Source organism: Halorubrum sp. DM2, assembly GCF_901686465.1.
Classification (GTDB): domain Archaea; phylum Halobacteriota; class Halobacteria; order Halobacteriales; family Haloferacaceae; genus Halorubrum.
Window position 1 is genome coordinate 3,125,651 of the sequence record NZ_LR594487.1, and the last position, 19,405, is coordinate 3,145,055.

At 70.6% G+C, this 19,405-nt stretch carries 15 protein-coding genes; 5 read left to right on the top strand and 10 right to left on the bottom strand.

From position 1 onward, the window contains the following. Positions 1–118: 118 nt before the first annotated feature. Positions 119–421, top strand: a complete 303-nt coding sequence (locus QOL69_RS15715) for a winged helix-turn-helix domain-containing protein (RefSeq protein WP_283403938.1) — start codon at positions 119–121, stop codon at positions 419–421. A gap of 59 nt (positions 422–480) precedes the next feature. On the opposite strand, the gene QOL69_RS15720 is transcribed toward QOL69_RS15715, so the two are convergent. Beyond that, on the bottom strand, positions 481–2,559 hold the full coding sequence (locus QOL69_RS15720) for a hypothetical protein (RefSeq protein ID WP_283403939.1): 2,079 nt from the start codon (positions 2,557–2,559) through the stop codon (positions 481–483). A 214-nt stretch (positions 2,560–2,773) separates the two neighbouring features. Between QOL69_RS15720 and QOL69_RS15725 the strand changes: the two genes are divergently transcribed. After that, positions 2,774–3,898, top strand: a complete 1,125-nt coding sequence (locus tag QOL69_RS15725; protein ID WP_283403940.1) for a DUF354 domain-containing protein — start codon at positions 2,774–2,776, stop codon at positions 3,896–3,898. Beyond that, entirely contained in the window at positions 3,895–5,334 is a 1,440-nt protein-coding gene (locus tag QOL69_RS15730) for a glycoside hydrolase family protein (RefSeq protein ID WP_283403941.1), read from the top strand. The genes QOL69_RS15725 and QOL69_RS15730 overlap by 4 nt, the downstream gene beginning before the upstream one ends. Before the next feature lie 107 nt (positions 5,335–5,441). Here QOL69_RS15730 and wecB read toward each other — a convergent pair whose 3' ends face one another. Genes wecB through QOL69_RS15760 form a run of 6 tightly spaced genes read right to left on the bottom strand, consistent with a single transcriptional unit; the run spans position 5,442 to position 11,922 of the window. After that, a complete protein-coding gene (gene wecB, locus QOL69_RS15735; protein WP_283403942.1) occupies positions 5,442–6,524 on the bottom strand; it encodes a non-hydrolyzing UDP-N-acetylglucosamine 2-epimerase in 1,083 nt (360 codons plus the stop codon). Between the two features lie 3 nt (positions 6,525–6,527). After that, positions 6,528–7,808 (bottom strand): glycosyltransferase family 2 protein, encoded by a 1,281-nt coding sequence (locus tag QOL69_RS15740; RefSeq protein WP_283403943.1) that lies wholly within the window; start codon positions 7,806–7,808, stop codon positions 6,528–6,530. After that, the gene (locus tag QOL69_RS15745) at positions 7,808–9,202 is read right to left on the bottom strand and encodes a nucleotide sugar dehydrogenase (protein WP_283403944.1); all 1,395 of its coding nucleotides are present in this window, start codon (positions 9,200–9,202) and stop codon (positions 7,808–7,810) included. The genes QOL69_RS15740 and QOL69_RS15745 overlap by 1 nt, the downstream gene beginning before the upstream one ends. Continuing rightward, positions 9,199–10,185 carry a Gfo/Idh/MocA family protein gene (locus QOL69_RS15750; RefSeq protein WP_283403945.1) on the bottom strand — a complete coding sequence of 329 codons (987 nt, stop codon included), beginning with the start codon at positions 10,183–10,185 and terminating at the stop codon, positions 9,199–9,201. The genes QOL69_RS15745 and QOL69_RS15750 overlap by 4 nt, the downstream gene beginning before the upstream one ends. Beyond that, positions 10,178–11,305, bottom strand: coding sequence for a DegT/DnrJ/EryC1/StrS family aminotransferase (locus tag QOL69_RS15755; RefSeq protein WP_283403946.1), 1,128 nt, complete (start codon positions 11,303–11,305; stop codon positions 10,178–10,180). The genes QOL69_RS15750 and QOL69_RS15755 overlap by 8 nt, the downstream gene beginning before the upstream one ends. After that, on the bottom strand, positions 11,302–11,922 hold the full coding sequence (locus tag QOL69_RS15760; protein ID WP_283403947.1) for an acyltransferase: 621 nt from the start codon (positions 11,920–11,922) through the stop codon (positions 11,302–11,304). The genes QOL69_RS15755 and QOL69_RS15760 overlap by 4 nt, the downstream gene beginning before the upstream one ends. 445 nt (positions 11,923–12,367) lie before the next feature. Here QOL69_RS15760 and QOL69_RS15765 point away from each other — a divergent pair, with 445 nt between their 5' ends. Next, the gene (locus QOL69_RS15765; protein WP_283403948.1) at positions 12,368–14,143 is read left to right on the top strand and encodes a COG1361 family protein; all 1,776 of its coding nucleotides are present in this window, start codon (positions 12,368–12,370) and stop codon (positions 14,141–14,143) included. A 61-nt stretch (positions 14,144–14,204) separates the two neighbouring features. Here QOL69_RS15765 and QOL69_RS15770 read toward each other — a convergent pair whose 3' ends face one another. The 3 genes from QOL69_RS15770 to QOL69_RS15780 form a co-directional block, all read right to left on the bottom strand. Beyond that, positions 14,205–15,404, bottom strand: a complete 1,200-nt coding sequence (locus QOL69_RS15770) for a hypothetical protein (RefSeq protein WP_283403949.1) — start codon at positions 15,402–15,404, stop codon at positions 14,205–14,207. 164 nt (positions 15,405–15,568) lie between these two features. Continuing rightward, positions 15,569–16,786 (bottom strand): WD40/YVTN/BNR-like repeat-containing protein, encoded by a 1,218-nt coding sequence (locus QOL69_RS15775; protein WP_283403950.1) that lies wholly within the window; start codon positions 16,784–16,786, stop codon positions 15,569–15,571. Positions 16,787–16,796: 10 nt separating this feature from the next. After that, positions 16,797–18,104: a Gfo/Idh/MocA family protein gene (locus QOL69_RS15780; RefSeq protein ID WP_283403951.1), complete on the bottom strand. Its 1,308-nt coding sequence runs from the start codon at positions 18,102–18,104 to the stop codon at positions 16,797–16,799. 279 nt (positions 18,105–18,383) lie between these two features. Here QOL69_RS15780 and QOL69_RS15785 point away from each other — a divergent pair, with 279 nt between their 5' ends. Next, a complete protein-coding gene (locus QOL69_RS15785; RefSeq protein WP_228841105.1) occupies positions 18,384–19,379 on the top strand; it encodes a glycosyltransferase family 2 protein in 996 nt (331 codons plus the stop codon). Positions 19,380–19,405: the final 26 nt, after the last annotated feature.

Genomic DNA, 19,405 nt, shown 5'->3' on the forward strand with positions numbered 1-19,405 from the left:
GCCCGACTGCGTCCGGATCTCCGGCGTCGAACCGGACGGGATCGGGTCGCTGTGGACGGGTTTCGGACTCCGTAAACGATCTCCACGCCTTATGACCGTACGGCGGGAAAGGGGGCTAATGGAGAACGAGCGGAACGACGACGCCACTGACGATTGGGACCAGATCGGGTTCATCATCAGTTCCAAGTACCGGACGGCGGTGCTCGAACAGCTCGTCGACGGCCCGTCTATTCCCTCGTCGATCGCGTCCCGGACCGGTCTCTCGATCACGCACATCTCGCGGGCGCTGCGTTCCCTCCGCGAGCGCTCGCTCGTCGAACTGCTCGTGTCGAAGGAGAAGCGGAAGGGCCGCATCTACGGGATCACGGAGGAGGGAAAGCGGCTCTGGAACCGCATCGAGAGCGAGGGACTGATCGAGTGATCCGCCCGAAACCCAACGGGATTCGTGCGAGAGGGGAGCGCAGCGGCGATTCCGTTTCACTATCCGCCGGGGACCGTCACCGGCTCGCGGTCGAGTGAGTTCGCGGACGCGTTGGCCGGGACGTCGACGAAGTAGACGGTCAGCTCGCCGTTGGCTCTGACCTTCCCGACACCCGGTTGGGCCGCCACGGCCTCGAAGCTCTCGGTCGAGTACCGCAGTTCGCGGTACGCGATCACCTCCCGCTGGCGGTCGGCCTCCGCGACCGCGAAGTAGTGGTCGCGCCTGACGGTCTCGTCGGGGTTGTTCGCGTAGAACGCCGGTAACCCGTCGAGCATCGCCTCCTCCGGGACCGGGCCGCTCGACCGCGGTTGCGGGGTCACCTCGCCGTCCCACGGCGCTGACTCCACCCCGTACAGCGCGACCTCGTAGCGGTCGGACGAGTGGCGCACGCCGCCGAACCAGACGGGAGACTCCGCTGACTGGCTCGCGAACGTCCGCTCGTAGCCGTCCATCTCGCCCTCGGGGACGTGGGACCCCGAGAGGTAGATGAACGGCGAGGGGAACAGGGTGGCCAGCGACAGCGACAACACGAGCACGACGACCGCGACCGCCGCGACCGACCGCGCCTCGGGGAGCGCCGCGGCGAGCCGTCTCCCGCCCGCCCGCGCTCCCGGTCCGGTCGAGCCGGCACCGAGATCGGTCAACGGCGATCCGTCGGCGACGAGGTACCGGACGCCGACCGCCCCGAATATCGTGGCGAGCATCATGAGGAACCCGACGTGCCGGAACAGGTACGTCGAGATGGAGCCGACGAAGTGCGCCGCGAAGAAGGGGAGCAACAGCGCCAGTCCGGCGAAAAACAGCGTGATGACGTCCTTCGCGGTGTCGGGCGTCGTCCGCATCGACCGGTTCCCCTCCGGCGGGCCGAGGTATCCGGTTACTCGGCCGAGCACGACCGCCGTCGCCGAAAGCGAGTAGATCGCGCCGACGCCGAACAGCTTGACGAAGAGCTCATAGATGCTCCCGCCGATCGACGACGCGGACTCGCTCTGTTCCTCGACGCGGGGCGTCGCCTCTCCCTCGCCGGTGACGAACTCGCTCACCGACTCGATCATCGCCTCCGCCGTGCTGACGAACGCCCAGTCGTGCGTCGCGATCCAGGCCACGAACGCCATCACGAGAACGACCGTCTGGACCGTGAGCAGCCGGTACTCGGCGATCGGACTGGCCGGCCGAAACCGGCGATACGCGTGCTGTGTCACGGTCATACCGACGAGCAGGAACAGCACGTTCAACGCGATCTGCGGATGGACGACGACCAGCGCGACCGAGGCCAGCGGCAGGAGGTACGTCGTCGGGACCGGTCGCTTCGGACTCACGGTGACCCCGACGCTATCGTCGAATCCCGTCGCACGGCGGCCCAGCGCACGGCCACCGTCGGCGAGTCGGTCGGCGATCCGGTCGCGCCGGTCGCCGCCGATGAGGTGCGTGAACACGAGGTAGATCACGAAGGGGGTAAACAGCATCCCGATCGAGTACGTGTGGAAGTGGAGGTACGTGCTGACGTTGTTTATCGGTAACAGCAGGAACGCCGAGAACGCGCCGATCGCCAGCGCGCGGCGGTCCGGAACGAGGAACCAGACGCAGAGCGCGACGCTCGCGAAGAACGACAGCGTGTACGTCCACATGACGAGCATCAGTGCCCGGGTGGTCTCCACGCCCGCGACCGATGCGAGACTGTTCGCGATGAGGTGCCCCGCGGGATACAGCAGTTCGAACGGGTCCCCGCCGCCGCTCATCGTCCGCGCGAAGCCGAGGTGAACCAGCGAGTCGGCCCGACCGTAGAAGTGGTAGCCGCGGATCAGCGGGAGTCCGGCGACCGTCGCGGCCGCGAGGCCCGCGAGCAACACCGCCGGCGCGAGGTACCGTTCGTCGGACAGGCAGACGGCGACCGAGACGGCGACCGCGACCGCCAGCGCCCCCCACGTCGCCGCCGGCGTCGCGGCGTAGATCGACAGCTCGTAGGCGGTCGCCGGCGCGGCGTAGGAGGCGACGATCCCCCCCGCGACCGCCAGGTAGCCGACCGCGAGCGCGACCTCGACGATCCCGTTGCCGTCGCGCTTCGAACCCGATATCACGCCGTGTCACTCCGTTTGCGTCCCCGCGGTGCGCGGGTCGTCCGCGGCCCCTCGGGCGGGATGGGCTGGTGAACGAGCACTACCCCATCGAATCCGGTAGCGGCTTTTGTTATACATCGGTTACCGGGTCCGAGGCCGGCCGTCGCTCCCGGCGGTCGGTCGCGCGTGCGGTAAGCGATCTATTACAATCGGATCTCCTCCCCGAGACGACCGCATGCGAGTCGTCTTCTTCACGAACACGCCCGCCCACGTCCACCTGTACAAACACGCCGTCGACCGGCTCGAACGCGCCGGACACGACGTGCTCGTCCTCGGGCGGGACTACGGGTGTACGGTCGCGCTGCTCGACCGATACGAACTCCCCTACCGCCTCTACGGCTCCTGCGGGACGACGAAGGGGTCGCTGTTTCGGAACCTCCCGCGCCACTACGCCCGCATCATCCCCGCGGTACGGTCGTTCGATCCGGACGTGATCTTCGGCGTCGGCGCGTACGCCGCCCACGCCGGGCTGGCGAGCCGGTCCCCGGCGGTGCTGGTCCTCGACTCGGAGCCGACGTCGATCGACCACGCGATCTCTCGGCCGTTCGCGGCGGCCTTTCTCACGCCGCACGCCTTCCAGAAGGACCTCGGCGAGAATCACTACCAGTTCCGCGGCTTCTGCGAGACCGCGTACCTCCACCCGGACGTCTACGAGCCGAACCCGGGGATCCGCGATGACCTCGGCCTCGACGCCGACGAGGAGTTCGTCCTGCTGCGGTTCAACGCGTTCGGCTCGCACCACGACGTCGGGCAGTCGGGGTTCACCCCGGACCAGCGGCGGCGGCTGATCGAGACGTTCGCCGACCACGCGACGGTGTTCGTCTCGGACGAGGGCGGGACGCTGGACCTCGGATCGCTTCCGGCCCGCGAGTTCGACGTCCACCCCGCGCTGCTCCACGACGCGCTGGCCGAGGCGCGGCTCGTCGTCACCGACACGCAGACGGTCTGTACCGAGGCGGCCCTGTTGGGGACCCCCGTCATCAGGTCGAACTCCTTCGTGGGGGACGGCGACATGGGCAACTTCACCGAGCTCGAACGGCAGGGGCTGGTCGTCAACACCACCGACTTCGACGAGGTCGTCTCCACCGGCGTCGACGTGCTGACCGACGAGTCGATCGGGGCCGAGTGGCGACGGCGGCGGAACGAGTACGTGGGCGGGCTGGTGGATCTCACCGGGGTCATCGTCGCCTGGGCGGCGGCGGGCGGTCCCCAAGGGGTCTCCGGGATCGAACGCTGGCGGGCGGGCACGGACCGAGCGAGTTCGGACCGTCGGGCGTCGGTCACGGAGGAGTCGACATGACGGCCTCCGGTTCCGGTCGGAGCGCGGTCGGCGGAGAGAGCGCTCCGCAGTCTCGCGACGGCGTCGGAGACAGCGACGATGTCGGTGACCCCGACGGCGCGGGGGACCGCGACGGCGTCGACGGGAGGCCCCCCGCGCCCGAGACCGACACCCCCTGCCACCGCGTCACCGACGACGCGGCGGCGCGGGTGTTGGAGCAGACGCTCGCGTACGCGCGCGAGCGGGAGTACACCGGATGGGACTACTTCGACGGCATGAGCAGCCGGTTCCGGCGGTGGCTCCCGGTGGAGAACAAGTGGCTGAACATCGCGATCCAGGAGGGGATAAAGCGCTTCCCCGTCAACGTCCGCCGGCTCATGCTGGTGGAACAGCGGCAGAACTTCAAGGGGACGGCGCTGTTCGTCATGGCCAACAGGGCGGCCGCCGACCGGCTCGGCGACGATCCGTACCGCCGCGAGGCCGACCGGCTGTCGAGGTGGCTCGTCGAGAACCGGAGCCGCGGGTACGCGGGCTTTTGCGGCGGTCACCAGCACGCGACGCAGGGGCTTGACGACCGGCTGGAACCGAGGCACCCGGGGATCGTCTCGACCGGCTACGCCGTGCGAGCGCTGCTGTCCGGGAACGATGAGGGCGCTGGCGACCGGAACGGTTCGAACGACGGCGACGTCGATCTCGGCGACATCAACGGTCTCGACTTGGACGACATTGACTTCGACGACGGCGGCTCCGGCGGGCGCTTCGCGGCGGTCGCGGAGTCCGCCCTCCCGTTCGTGTACGAGGACCTGAACTACCGGGAGTCGGGGGAGACGGCGCGGATCGACTACCACGCCAGCGCCGAGGCGGGCGAGACGACCGTCGTCAACGCGAACGCGATCGCCGCCCGGCTGCTCCTCGACATCCACGAGCGGCGGCCGCGGGCCGAACTCCGCGAGCGGGCGGAACGGATCCTGAACTACGTCGCGGGCCAGCAGGCCGAGATCGGCGGGTGGTTCTACACCGACCCGCCGTCCGCGTCCCACCTCTCGATGGACAACCACCACAACGGGTTCATCCTCGAATCGTTCCTCCGCTATCGGGAGGTGACGGGGTCGGATCGGTACGACGACACGCTGGAACGCGGCCTGAAGTTCTACCGCGAGACGCTGTTCGAGCCGTCCGGAGCACCCAACTGGGACGAGACGAGCGCCTATCCGAAGGACATCCACGCCGCCGCGGAGGGGATCGTGCTGTTCAGCGCGGCGGGCGACACGGCGTTCGCGTCGCGCATCATCGACTGGACGCTCTCGAACCTGTACGCCGGCGACGGGCGGTTCTACTACCAGAAGCGACGCTTCTACACGAAGCGGTTCACGCTGATGCGGTGGTGTCAGTCGTGGATGGCCTTCGCGCTCGGCGAGTACCTCCGCGCCCGACGGCGCGAGCGAGACGGGGACTGAGAGCGACTGAGCGCGGCGACGCGGCCGATCGGACTGAGCGCGGCGCGGCGGACGAACCGAAAAACGGAACCGACCCGGCGCGGCTCGGTCGCCTCCGCGACCGCTTCCTATTCCGACGGTCCGTTCCCGAACGCCGCCTCCAGCGCCGCGACGGTTCGCTCGGCCGCGTCGCCGCCGCCGTAGAGTTCGGGCTTCGGTGGGAGCGCGGACCGGTCGGTCAGCGCGCGGGCGATGCGGTCGGGGTCGGCCCCGACCAACACGTTCCAGCCGGCCTCGACGGTCTCGACCCACTCCGTCTCGTCGCGGAGCGTGACGCAGGGCGTGTCGAGGTAGAACGCCTCCTTCTGGACGCCGCCGGAGTCGGTGGCGACCTTCGAGGCGTCCGCGAGGAGCCGGAGGAACTCGACGTAGCCGACCGGGTCGACGAGCCGGAGCTCCTCTGCGGCGCGGTCGTAGAGGCCGTGTTCGTCGAGCGCGGCCGCCGTCCGCGGGTGGAGCGGCAGGACGACCGGGCTGTCGATCCCGGCCAAGCCGTCGAGGATGCCCGCCAGCCGGTCCGGGTCGTCGGTGTTCGCCGCCCGGTGGACCGTCGCCAACACGTACTCGTCGGGCCGGATCCCCGACACGGGCAGCGGCGTCGACCCGCCGAGCGCGCGGTCGCGGACGGCGAGGACGGCGTCGTACATCACGTCGCCGGTCACGACGACCTCGCCCCTGATATTGTCCTCGCGGAGGGTCTCCGCGGCGTTCGCCGCGGGCGTCAACAGGAGGTCGGAGCAGTGGTCGGTGAGGACGCGGTTGACCTCCTCCGGCATCGACCACTTCCCGCTGCGGAGCCCGGCCTCGACGTGCGCGAGCATCGGTTCGCGCTTGGCCGCGACCAGCGCGGCCGCGAGCGTCGAGTTCGTGTCGCCGTACACCAGCACGGCGTCGGGCGACTCCGCCTCGATCACTTCGTCGAGCAGCCGCATCATCTCGGCCGTCTGGGGGGCGTGCCCGCCGGATCCGACTCCGAGGTTGTACTCCGGCTCGGGGATGTTTAGATCCTCGAAGAAGACGCCCGAAAGCTCCTCGTCGTAGTGTTGACCGGTGTGGATCAGCACCTCCTCGTGGTCCGCCCGCAGCCGCCGCGAGACGGGGAACGCCTTCACGAACTGGGGCCGCGCACCGACCACCGAACAGACTCGCACGGGTCAGTCCTCCCCCGCGGGCGTCTGCTCGGTCGGCTCGGCCTCCGCGGCCGGCGGGGCCCCGTCGGCCTCGACGCCGCCCCGCCACGGCGGTGCGTCCGGGTCGACTCGGACCTCCAAGTCGGCGTTCCGCCGTCGCTCGGTCGCGACGCCGGCGACGAACGAGACGAGACCGAGAAGCGCCACGACTCCGCCCGCGGACGCCGCCGCCGGAGCGAACGCGAGGAGCGCACCCAGCCCAATCGCGACCCCGACGACGACCGATCCCATCCCGAGGAGCTGTGCGGCGGCCGCCGGGTCGCCGAACCCCCCTCGGTCGGCGTCGAGCAGCCGTCCGAGGTAGCTCCGCAACAGCAGCAGCGAGAGCGCCGGGACGAACGAGCCGTACCGGATGTGGCTCGTCTCGTCGCCGTACACCGCTCGCATGGGGACGTCGGCGATCCGCAACCCCTGCCTGTTCAGGCGGACGAGCAGGTGGTTACAGAAGCCGTAGTCCTCGTAGAGCGACTCGAACTCGACGCGCTTGAGCGCCTCCCGGGAGATCGCCGTGTACCCGTTCTGCGGGTCGGTCATCCCCCAGTAGCCGCTGGCGATCCGCGTGAGACCGGTGAGCAGGAAGTTCCCGAACGTCCGCCACACCGACATGTCGCGCCTGTACTCCGTGTGCCGGAGGCGGTTCCCCTTCGCGTAATGGGAGTCCCCGTTCACGACCGGGTCGATGATCCGGTCGAGGATCGTCGGGTCCATCTGCCCGTCGCCGTTCATCACCGCCACGACGTCGACGCCGGCGGCGTCGCCCGCGGCGTTGCGGTATCCGGTCTTTATCGCGCCGCCGACCCCGGTGTTCTCGCGGTGCCGGAGCGCGACGATGTGACGGTCGGGCAGCGCCGTTCCCGACCGCGCGTCCCGGGCGACGATCCGGTCCCGCCAAGCGGGTTTCAGCCCGTCGGGGACCGGTCTCGGTCCGTCGTCGATCGGTCCCGATCCGCCGGCGACGGCCTCCGATCCGTCGGTGATCGCTCCCGATCCGTCGGTGATCGCTCCCGATCCGTCGGTGACTGTTTCCGCCCCGTCGACGATCGGTCGCAGGAGACCGCCGGGACGCTCCGACCCCTCGAACCCGGAGAGCGTCTCGCGGATCTCCGCCCACGTGTCGTCGGTCGAGCAGTCGTCCACGACGTACACGCGGTCGACGAACCGGGGGACGGTCTCGATGACCTCGCCGACGAACCCCGCCTCGTTGTAGGCGGGGACCACGACGGCGACGGTAGCCCCCCGATACATCAGCTCCACCCCCGTCCGACGGTGTAGACGCGGTGCGCCGTCCCCGAGAGGTCGAGCGCCTGCCGCCCGTCGACGACGGGGATCCCGCGTCGGGTCCCGTCGGGGCCCTCCCGCTCAAACGCGGTCCAGTCGATCGACCGGAACTCGTCGTGCGCGGTGACGAGGACCGCGGCGTCGACCTCGCGGCCGGTTATCTCGTCGAGGGAGACGCGTTCTCCGGGCATCACCGGTAGCTCGTCGAGGATCGGGTCCACCGCGAGGACGGTCACCCCGAGGCGGTCCAGCCGGTGGGCGATGTCGATCGCCGGCGACGCCCGCGTCTCGGGGACGCCCGCGCGGTACGCGACGCCGAACAGCGCGACCGTCGCGCCCTCGACGCCGCCGTCTGCCGCCAGCGCGTCGACGAGGGTCTCGACGACGAACCCCGGCATTCGCTCGTTGACCTCGCGGGCCGTCCGGATCAGCGGCGCGCCCCCCTCGATGCCGGCGAGGAGGAAGTGCGGGTAGTACGGGATGCAGTGGCCGCCGACCCCCGCGCCCGGCGTGAGGATGTCGCAGTACGGCTGGGTGTTCGCGGCCTCGATGGTCTCGACCACGTCGACGCCGAACTCGTCGGTCAGCGTCGCCAGCTCGTTGGCGAGCGCGATGTTGACATCGCGGTAGACGCCCTCGAACAGCTTGACGCACTCCGCGGTCCGGGCGTCGCTGGTGCGGACGATATCGTTGTCGGTCAGCACCCCGTACACGAGCTCCGCGACGCGGCCGCTCTCGGCGTCGACCCCGCCGACGACCTTCGGGTACGACCCCCGGATGTCCCGGAGCGCGCGGCCGCTCGCGGTGCGCTCGGGAGTGTGTGCGAGACCGAACTCGCCCGGCTCGCGGTCGCCGGCCGTCAGGATCGGCTCGATCACGTCCTCGCAGGTCCCCGGCGGGACGGTCGACTCGACGAACACCGTGTCCCCGGGGTCGAGGCCGGCGCGGACGGTCTCCGCCGCCGCTTCGAGCGCCGAGAGGTCGGGGTCGTCGGCCTCGTCGATCACCGTCGGCACGACGATCACGTGGAGCCGCGCGGCCGCCGCGGCCGCCTCGCCGTCGGTCGTGGAGGCGAAGCGACCGTCGGCGACCGAGTTCGACAGCAGCGCGGACACGCCCGGCTCGTGGTCGAACGGGTTGACGCCGCGGTTCAGCGTCGCGACCCGCTCGGAGTCGATGTCGACGCCGGTGACGGCACCGGTCGCCTCGGCGTACACGAGCGACAGCGGCAGTCCGATCTTCCCCATCCCGTACACCGCGACGGGGACCCGCCCGTCTCGGAACGCCGTCCGCTGTTCGTCCGCGCTCGCGTCGACGCCGTACAGTCCGAGGGACTCCGAAACCGGCGCGTTCGCGGTCATCGTCCCCCCGTCCCGGCGACCGTCGCCCGAGGACCGCCGACCGCGTCGCGTATCCGGCGGACCAGCTCGATCGCCCGGATCCCGTCGTGGCCGGTGACCTCGGGGGTAGACCCCGTCTTCACGGCCGAGACGAACGATTCCAGCTCCGCGCGGAGCGGCTCGCCGTTGTTGACCTGCGGCCGCTCGACGACGCTCTCCGAGCGGTACCTGACGTCGCCGTTCGACTCGACGTAGCCGGGCAGCGAGTGGCGGTGGATCTTCACCGACTGCGTCAGGTAGTCGACGCTCACTCGGCACTCTCGCCCGGTGACCGCGAGTTCGCGGATCTTCTGGTGGGTGACCCGGCTCGCCGTCACCGTCCCCAACACGCCGTTGTCGAGCCGGAGCGTCGACGTGACGTGGGGTTCGCCGTCGATCCCGGCCGCGAACACCTCGTCGACCTCGGCGTCGAACAGCGACAGGAGGACGTCGAGGTCGTGGATCATCAGGTCCTCGACCACCCCGTCGGTGTTCTCGCGGTCCACCGGCGGACCGAGCCGGCGGGCGTCGACCGCGAGGACCTCCATCTCCGGCAACACGTCGACGAGCGCCCGAACCGCCGGGTTGAACCGCTCGACGTGACCGACCTGTAGCCGGAGGTCGTTCCGGTCCGCGAGGTCGATCAGCTCGCGCCCCTCGGCCGGGTCCGCGACGAACGGCTTCTCGACTAAGACGTGGGTGTCGGCTTCGAGCGCCTCGCGGACGATCGGCGCGTGGAACTGCGTGGGAACGACGACCGAGACGGCGTCGACCGCCTGTAGGAGCGTCTCTCGGTCGAGCGCTCGCGTCCCGTGTTTGTCGGCGATCTCCGCCGCCCGGTCCCGGTCGGTGTCCGCGACGCCGACGAGGTCCACCGCGGACGAGCTGGCGTACACGCGGGCGTGGTGTGACCCCATGCTCCCGACGCCGACGACGCCGACGCGGAGCGCCCCGTCGTCAGTCATCCGCGGCCACCCCCGTCTCGGACAGCCCGTAGTGGCCGCGCACGGCGGCGGCGACCCGGTCTATCTCCTCGTCGACGAGTCCGGGGTGGATCGGCAGCGACACGACCTCGTCCGCGATCCGGCGCGCCGTCGGAACCGACGCCTCGTACCCGTCGTACGCGGGCTGGTCCGGGATGAGCGTCGGGTAGTAGACGGCCGTGTCTACGCCGCGCTCGTCGAGGTGGTCCCGGAGCGCCGCCCGGTCGGGACAGCGGACCGTGTACTGGTGGTAGACGTGGCGTCGCTCCGGCGGCTCCGTCGGGAGGACCAGCTCGGGGACGTCCGAGAGCGCCGCGGAGAGCCGTGCCGCGTTCTCGCGGCGGCGCGCGTTGTACGCCGGGAGCTTCCGAAGCTGCTCCACTCCGATCGCGGCCGCGAGGCTCGTCAGCCGGAGGTTGTGTCCGACGGAGACGTGGTCGTAGCCGTGAGCGGCCGCGTCCGCGCGGCCGTGGTTGACGAACCGGGCGGCGCGGTCGGCGACTCCCTGGTCGTCCGTGACGACCATCCCGCCCTCCCCGGTCGTCATGTTCTTCGTGGGGTAAAACGAGAAGCAGCCGGCGTCGCCGAACGCGCCGACGTTGGTCCCCTCGTAGGTCGCCCCGTGGGCCTGCGCGGCGTCCTCTATCAGCGCGAGGTCGTGCTCCTCGGCGATCTCGGTCAGCCGGCCCATCTCCGCGGGCAGCCCGTACAGGTGGACCGGGAGGATCGCGGCGACGTCGTCGTTTTCCGCGACGACCGCCTCGACCGCCTCGGGGTCCAGCGTGTAGGTCGCCGCGTCGATGTCGGCGAACACGGGCCGAGCGCCGCAGAGCCGGACAGCGTTCGCGCTCGCGACGAAGGAGAACGGGGTCGTGACGACCGCGTCGCCCTCCCCGATCCCGACCGCTTCGAGCGCGGTCTGTAGGGCGGCGGTCCCGTTGGCGGTCGCGACGCCGCGTTCGACGCCGCAGTAGTCCGCGAACTCGCGTTCGAACGTCCGGACGACGGGGCCGTCAGCCAGCCGACCGCCCGTCAGCACCTCGCGGATCCGATCGAGCTCCCGGTCGCCGACGTCGGGGTCGGCGATGGCGATCCGGCTCATGCTATCGAGTTCGGCCCGTCGAGCGGTTCCGGCAGGTCGCGGGTCGCGGCGGGGACGCCGGCGACCAGCGTCTCCGGCGGGACGTCCTCGGTGACGACCGCGCCGGCGGCCACGAACGCCCGCTCGCCGACCGTGACGCCGGGCAGCACGGTCGCGTTGGCCCCGACGGAGACGGAGTCGCCGAGCGTCGGTCCCTCGAGGTCGACGTCCTGACGGACCGGGTAGGGGTCGTTCGTCAACACCGCGCCGGGCCCGACGAACACGTCGTCGCCGATCGTCGTCTCCTGCGGGACGTAGACGCCGCTCTGGAGGCTCACGTTCGAGCCGACCGTCGTCTTTCCGTCGACGACGGTGTTGGTTCCGACGAGGACGTCGTCGCCGAGTTCGGTGTGTTCTCTGACTAAGACGTTGTGTCCGGTCGTGAACCCGTCTCCCGCGCGCACGTCCGCGTAGACGATAGACCCGGAACGGACCGTCGCGTCGGCACCGAGGACGGTCGGACCGGCGTCCTCGGCGTACTCGTGTCCCAGCGTCGCGCGTTCGCTTACCGTCGACCCCGCTCCGAGTCTGACGTCCGCGACCGTCGAGGCCGGGGCGTTTCGTTGTGAGTCTCCCATGTCTGATTCGTGTGGCGCTGGGGCCGGTCGCGGCATTGTTATAGAGAGGCTTGCCGCGGTACGACGGGCATACTCGACCGCCGACGCCGCCGGTCGTCCCCCCGGGAACCCCCGTCCGTCGGGGGCGATTCCCGCGTCTCCGGGCCGTCTCCGGTCGATCAGAGCGCCCTCGCGAGGCGTCGCCCGGTGCGACGAGGAACGACGGCTCCGTCCGTGGGGGCCGCGACCGCGAACGGAGGAATCGAACCCAAAAACCGGAATAAAGCGGGGATTAGCGGACGGAACGGCGAAGTAAGGTGACGCGGAAACCAGGCCCGGTCTCCCCGTGTCGCGTTCGCGGTCGGAAGGTCCGCGCCCGAACCGATCGCCGCGATTGGTGTGTACAGGCGCTATGTCGCGGAGTATGTCCATCGTAACAATGTCGGTATCCCCCGCAGATCCTCGCATGAACCTCACGGGAATACAGGTGGCAGCGGTGTTGGTGATCGTAGTCGGCGGGAGCGTCGGGGCCGCGTCGGTCGTCGACCTCGGCGGCGGAGAGCCGCTGACCGTCGACGGGTCAGAGGTCGTGAAATCGAGCGCCGGCGACGCCGCGTTCGAGGTGCGGGCCACGCTCAACAACACCGGCGCGACGAACGCGACGCGGTCGCTCGAACTCGTCGTCGAGGACGAGAGCGGCTCCGCGCTCACCGTCGACGAGCGGAGCGCGACGCTCGCAGCGGGAGAGGTCCGGGTCCTCACGCTGTCGGCTCCGAGAGACGCGGTGACCGCCGGGCGGTACAACTACACGCTCAGCGAGGGCGGGGAGGCGCTAGCGACGGGGACCGTCTCCCTCGACCGGCCGACGTTCACCGTTTCGGCGGCCGGCGCGGACCCGGTCGTCCGCGGGGAGACCGGGACGGTCACCGCGACCGTCCGCAACGGCGGCGACTTCCGCGGCCTGCGGACCGTCGACCTCTCGATCGACCGGAACGACGACGGCGCGTTCGACGACGGCGAAACCGTCGCGACGAGGTCGCCGCTGCTCGACGCCGGGAGCGACGCGTCCCTCCGGTTCTCGGTCGCGACCGACGGTCTCGAACCCGGGCGATACGCGTACCGCGTCGAAACGGAGGAGAGCGCTCGGGAGGGGACGCTGGTCGTCGAGCGACCGGCGACCGTCCGCATCGCGAACTCGACGCTGACGTCCGACGCCGTCCGGGGCGACCGGTTCAACGGGTCGGTGACGCTGGCGAACCTCGGTGACGTTCCCGGTACCGAGACGGTTCGCCTCGACGGGCCGAGCGAGGCGTTCGACTGGAACCGGACGGTGACGCTCGGCGGGAACGAGACGACGACGTACGAGTTCGACGCCGCGACGGCGAACCTCACCCGCGGGAACTACTCGGTCGCAGTGACGACGGCGAACGACTCGGCGTCGACGACGCTCCGCGTCCGCGAGGGCTTCCTCAAGGTCGACCGGCTCGACGGGCCGGGGTCGGCCGACGTGGACGACGACATCCGGTTCTCGGCGCGCGTGACGAACATCGGCGACGCGGCCGCGAACGAGACCGTCGAACACCGGATCGACCTGGACGGCGACGACGATCCGGAGACGGTGACGGCGAACTCGACGGTCGACCTCGCGCCGGGCGAGCGGACGACCGTCGAGTTCGCGATCGCCGCCGACGACCGGGACCGGTTCAGCGACCGGGACCTGCTCGGCACGCACGTCCACGGCGTCTACACCGGGGACGCCAACGCGACCGACGTCGTAGTGATTCGGGAGTACCGCTCGGGCGGGGGCGGCTCGTCGGCGTCGCCTTCTGCGGACGACGAGCCGGAGACGGTCTCGAAGGATGCGATCACCCAAGAGAAGTACGGCCTCGACTACGACGAGGTCAGCGGCGAGACGCAGTCGCAGGTCGACGAGATCCACGAGCGGCAGCCGTTCGCGGGCGACCTCGTCATCACCGAGGTGCTGACCCGCGAGGAGATCGCGCGTCAGGAGTTCGGGCTCGACGTTAAGCGGAACGACAAGTTCGACTTCACCGCCATCGACGTGGAGACCCAACAGGAGATCGAGGCGGAGTTCGACGCGCAGTTCGAGTCCGACGACGGCGACCGGATCGACTCGTGGGACGAACTGGCGCAGGCGCAGTTCGGGAGCGAGTACGAAGCGCTCGACGAGAGCCAACAGGAGTCGATCCGCGAGCAGTACCGAGCCCAGTTCGACTCCTGAGACCGCGGTTCGACGCCTGAGATTCGCCTGTTTTCGCGGGCGACGCGACGCTCGCCGACGGCTACGACGGGCCGTCGACGAACTGCGCGCGGTAGAGGGTCGCGATCTCTTCGCTCGTCTCCTCGCTCAGCTCCGAGAAGGACATCTCGTAGCGCATCCGCGAGAGCTCGTCTTTCGTGAGTTTGTCGTCCGCGTCTTGCCGGTCGTGGACCGCCCGCACGAGCCGCGCGGTCGGACCGCTCAGTTCCTCGAACGAGATCCCGTACGCGGTCCGCGATATCTCGTCGAGCGATCGCGTCTCGTTTTCCGGCACCGGTTCCGCGTCGATCGCCGACTCGTTGATCGTTACGCTCAGGTCGTACGGACCGCTCCCGCCCTCGACCGCCGCCACGGCGACGTAGTACAGCTCGCCCTCTTCGGCGGTGAACCGGACGCCGGCGGGAGTGCCGGAGCCGACGTACCGCGTCGCGGTGTCGGTCTCCGCTCCGGCGGGGGCGGTGTCGACGTTCAGCACCGAGACGCCGTCTGACGACTCTCGGTCGATCGTGACGGAGACCGGGACCGTCACGGACCGCGGGTACTCCGGCGTCCGGTAGTCGGGGACCGTGAACGCGTAGTAATCGAGGTCCCCGCCGCCGAGCCCGGCCGAGACAGTCGCGTTGCGCCCGGTGTCGGTGGCGGTGAACTCGACCCACGTCGCGTTCTCGCGGTCGTCGTTCGGCTCGTCCGGAACGTCGCCGGTCCGCTCTACTTCGAGCGAGAGTTCGAACGTCCCGCTGGCGCGGATGTCGGTGCTCCCGACGAAGACCGTCGCTCGTCCCGGCGTCTTCGTCGTCGCGTTGAACCGCCCGGTCTCCCCGCTCCGGACGGGGAGCCCCATGCTATTAGGTGCCGCATTGCCGTCGGGCATCTCGGCCCGGACCGTCGAGGTGTAGACCATCGACGAGTCCGCCGGTTCGCCGAGCGCGAACTCGACCGTGGCCGTCTCGCCCGGCTCGATGTCGAACGCGTAGCTCGGGAACGCCGACAGGTTCCCGGTCACCGTCTCGCCCGGCTCGATCACTTCGGGACCGCCGTCGGTCTGATGCTGGATGTCCCCTGACGACGCCGGTTCGCCGTCAGGCCCGTCGGCGACGGCTCCTCCGTCACCGGCGTCCGAGACGGGACCGCTCGCCCCGTAGACGCCGGCAGCCACCCCGCCCGTCGCGACGAGGCAGACGGCGAACAGTACGACGAGCCGCTTCGTGGGTCTCCGTGACATAAGCGGGCGGCCACGTGACCTCCCCTCCTCATTGTAATTCGGGGCGTAGCGAGGGTAAGGCGGCCGTAGCGCGAGCGGGCGAGCGATACCCGCGTCTTACCCGCCTGACGGCGGTCGGACGCGACCCGTCGACCGGAGCCGGTCGTCGAACCCGGCTTCGCTCGCTACCGGCCGGGAGCCGGCGCGTGTACCGCGGACGCCTCCTCTGCGATCCGCGGCAGCGCCTCGGGCGGGACGCGGATCACCGATCCCGCGTCGCTCCGCGCGTTGAACGGGTTCACGAACAGGCCCATCTCCTCGTCGGCGGCGAGGAAGCCGTACGCGCTGGCGGTCGGAACGCCGGGGAGACGCTCTCCCAGCGGTCGGCGGCGGCGGAACGCGGCCAGCTCGTACCACGTCTCGTACGACGACGCGGAGGAGGCGACCAGCACCCGCGCGGTGTCCCCGCTCCGGTTCGCACGGCCCGCGGGTGCGGTGCTGTCCGCGCCGACCTCGGCCGCGGTCGCGACGGCGACCCAGAGCTCGCCGTCGACCGGCAGCGTCGCCGCGTAGTATGCCGACGCGTCGGTGCGGCCGATCGTCTCCGGCTCCGCCGGGCCGTCGCGTCGCAGCCGCAGCAGTTCCACGCGCTCCGCGTACGAGCAGTCCATCCCCCACAGCACGGCCCGGGGGGTGAACGCCAGCCCGACGGCCCGCCACCGCTGGCTCCCGCTCCCGACGCGGACGAACTCGCCGCCGTCGAGGCGACCGACGGCGCTCTCGTCGTCCGCGTCGCCGGATGTCGCCCACAGGTCGTCTCGATAGGGGTCGTCGAAGACGCCGTGGAAGTGGCGAACGGCGGTCGTCTCGACGTGGGTCTCCCAGCTCCGGCCGTCGTCCCGGCTCCGGAGGATCCGTGCGGGATCGTCACCGAGCGTATACTCGGCGAGGTACACGTCGCCGCCGTGGAGGCAGACCGACGTCGGGAGGACGCCCATCGGGCCGGAAGAGTCGGGGAGTCGGTGGACCGGCTCCCACGACCGTCCGCGGTCGTCGGACCGGAACACTCGCCGGCCGACCGTCGCGAGCAGCGTACCGCCGCGGAGCGGCCACAGGTTCGTCGTCGTCCACGAGCCGACGAGCGGGCGCAGGGCGCGCTTCGCGAGCCGCCCGTGTCGCAGCCGGAACGCGGCGTCCGGGCCGCCGTCGCCCGGCGTCGGAAGGGTTCCGACCGCGACGCGCCCCTCCGACGGGGTCCAGGTCCCGACCGTTCGACCGCGGGTCCAGTAGAGCCGCCCGTCGCGGACCCCGCCGATCCGCGCCTCCGGCCCGAGACCGAGCGGGTCGCCGTACCCGTCGGCGACTCCGCGCTCGGTCGCCCGCTCGGAGTGGGTTCGACTCATCACCGGCACGTCACCGGTCGGGAGCCGACGCGTCTCCCGTCGCGTTCGCGGCTGACGCCGCGTTCGGCGTCGCGTCGTTTGCGTCGCCTACGCCGTCGGCGTCGTTCGCGGCGTCCGCGGCGTCCGCGTCTTCCGGGTCACCTCCGTCGCTCGCGTCGTCGTCCTCCGCGTCGTCCGCGGCGGGGCCCAACTGTCCGGACTCGATCATGGCGACGAGCGGGTTGTCCTCGATGTCGAGCGGGAGGTCGACCCGTCCCCGGCGTCGGGTCGACTCCCAGGCGGCGAAGATCACCTCCGTCGCTCGGAGCGCGTTCCGGCCGGAGAGCTCCGGTTCCACGTCTCGGTTCAGTCCCTCGACCGCGTCGGCGATCGCCCGCTCGATGAAGATCGGAGCCGTCCGGTCCGCGGTCGAGACGAGCGGGAGCCGCGATCGGATCTTCCCCAGCGCGGCACCGAGGTACCCCGGCGAGTCGCGGCCGTGGAGGTTCTCGCCGTCCGTGTCGACCGACTTCCACTTCCCGCCGTCCGTCCGGTACCGGAGCGTCGGCCCGTCCTCGACGCCGAGTTCGATCGTACCGTCCGCGCCGACGATCCGGAGGTAACACGCCCCCGGCGGCGCGGAGTCGCCGGTCGTGGCGAGCCCGAACGTCCCGTCGGCGTAGCGCCACTGGACGAGCGCCTGCGTGGCGTTCGGCGTTCCGAACCAGCGGTTCTCCTCCCGGTAGTCGACCTGCGCCGCGACCCAGTCGACGTCGGCCCCGTCGGTGAAGAACTGACAGAGGTCGACCTGGTGGATCCCGGCGTCGAACAGCGTCTCGTCCGCGAACTCCAGCCGGTGTAGCTCGCCGACCTCCCCGTTCGCGAGCAGTCGCTTGGCCTTGCGAAACGGCGCGCCGAACCGCCGCTGGTGGTTGATCGTCAGTTGGACGTCGGCGCGCTCGCACGTCCGGACCATCTCTCGACAGTCCCCCCAGGTGTCCGCCATCGGCTTCTCGCAGTGGATCGCCGCGACGTGGCCGCTCTCGGCGCAGTCGACGACGATGTCGGCGTGAATCCCCGGGGGGACGCAGACGCTCACGAGGTCCGGCTCGACCGCCGCGATCATCTCCGCGTAGTCCTCGTAGACGGCGTCCGCGCCGAGGTCGAACGTCCGGGCGAACGCCTCACCGTTCTCGGGGACGATGTCCGCGCACGCGACGAGCTCGCACTCCGCGTTGTTCGCGTAGGCGCGCCCGTGACGATACCCCATCGCGTAGCCGTCTCGACCGGGGTCAGAGGGGTCCGGACCTGTGCCGATGACCGCGACGTCGTAAACCATTTCGGCCGGAGAACGCCGCCGCCGCCCAAAGAGTATAGACCGCCTACCCCGCTCGGCCCGCACCGGCACCCTCCGGGCGCTCCGGGCCGGCACCCTCGGAGGGCCCCTGGCCGCATCGAACCCGGTCGATCCGTACCGAACCGCACGAATCGCGGACCGCGTCGGGTCAGCGCTCGCGCGAGTGCGCGCACAACAAACCACGTGCCAGCACATCGATCCGGCGGGCGCACCGCCGGTACGGCTCCTATAACAATGTGCGTCGTCGCGGACACACTCGGTGTGACTCCCCAACCGAGCCCGTCGACCGCCGATCGCCGCCCCTCCGACGCGGGAGACACCGCGGACGCCGAGGGCGACGAACTCCCGTTCGTCTCGGTCGTGATCCCCGTCTACAACGACCCGGACGGGATCGAAGCGACGCTCGACTCGCTCCGCAGGCAGTCGTTCCCCGCAGACCGGTACGAGGTGATCGTCGCAGACAACGGGTCGACGGACGAGACGCGAGACGTCGTCCGCGAGTTCCTCGGCGCGTTCGACGGCCTCCGACTGATCGTCGAAGACGACGTACAGGGGTCGTACGCCGCCCGAAACGCGGGGATCAGAGCGACGACGGGAGACGTGATCGCCTTCGTCGACGCCGACATGGTCGTCGACCCCGGTTGGATCGAGGCGGTGGCGCGGCGGATGGCGCGGACGGACGCGGAATACCTCGCCTGCGACGTCCGGCTGTTCACGACCGGCGACGAGGGAGCGGTGGCCGAGTACAACCGGCGCGAGGACCTCCACGTCGAGCGGCTGGTCGACGAGCTCTCGTTCGCGCCGACCTGCTGTCTGGTCGTCCGTCGGGCGCTCCTCGCGGAGGTGGGCGGCTTCGACCCGCGCCTCCGGTCCGGCGGGGACATGGAGTTCGGGAACCGCGTCGCGGCGAGCGGTCGCGACCTCGAATACGCCGCGGACGTCGTCATGTACCACCCGACGCGGACGACGCTCGGCGCGCTCCTCGGTAAGTCCAGACGAGTCGGACGCGGGAAGACCCAACTCCGGCGGCACTACCCCGACCGCTACGGCTCGCCGGTCCTCTCCGCGCTCAACCCCGCCGCGTTCCTGCCGCCGCGCCCGAGCTTCATGCGGCGGGCGGTGCGCGGCTGGGCGGAGCTGTCCGCCCGCAAGAAGCTCGTCTTCCTCGTCGTGAGCTACGTCGAGTCGCTGGCGAAGGCGTACGGCCAGCTCCTCGAACTGGCCTCGCCGACGGAGACGAGCGCCGACGCCGACTGACGGAATCGGTCCGCGGACACGTATCG

Excerpts from the sequence above, each read along its gene's own strand:
- QOL69_RS15745 (WP_283403944.1), bottom strand. The coding sequence starts at position 9,202 with ATGACCGCGAACGCGCCGGTTTCGGAGTCCCTCGGACTGTACGGCGTC.
- QOL69_RS15740 (WP_283403943.1), bottom strand. The coding sequence starts at position 7,808 with ATGTATCGGGGGGCTACCGTCGCCGTCGTGGTCCCCGCCTACAACGAG.
- QOL69_RS15730 (WP_283403941.1), top strand. The coding sequence starts at position 3,895 with ATGACGGCCTCCGGTTCCGGTCGGAGCGCGGTCGGCGGAGAGAGCGCT.
- QOL69_RS15780 (WP_283403951.1), bottom strand. The coding sequence starts at position 18,104 with ATGGTTTACGACGTCGCGGTCATCGGCACAGGTCCGGACCCCTCTGAC.
- QOL69_RS15760 (WP_283403947.1), bottom strand. The coding sequence starts at position 11,922 with ATGGGAGACTCACAACGAAACGCCCCGGCCTCGACGGTCGCGGACGTC.
- QOL69_RS15765 (WP_283403948.1), top strand. The coding sequence starts at position 12,368 with ATGAACCTCACGGGAATACAGGTGGCAGCGGTGTTGGTGATCGTAGTC.
- QOL69_RS15715 (WP_283403938.1), top strand. The coding sequence starts at position 119 with ATGGAGAACGAGCGGAACGACGACGCCACTGACGATTGGGACCAGATC.
- QOL69_RS15750 (WP_283403945.1), bottom strand. The coding sequence starts at position 10,185 with ATGACTGACGACGGGGCGCTCCGCGTCGGCGTCGTCGGCGTCGGGAGC.
- QOL69_RS15725 (WP_283403940.1), top strand. The coding sequence starts at position 2,774 with ATGCGAGTCGTCTTCTTCACGAACACGCCCGCCCACGTCCACCTGTAC.
- QOL69_RS15770 (WP_283403949.1), bottom strand. The coding sequence starts at position 15,404 with ATGTCACGGAGACCCACGAAGCGGCTCGTCGTACTGTTCGCCGTCTGC.
- QOL69_RS15755 (WP_283403946.1), bottom strand. The coding sequence starts at position 11,305 with ATGAGCCGGATCGCCATCGCCGACCCCGACGTCGGCGACCGGGAGCTC.
- QOL69_RS15775 (WP_283403950.1), bottom strand. The coding sequence starts at position 16,786 with ATGAGTCGAACCCACTCCGAGCGGGCGACCGAGCGCGGAGTCGCCGAC.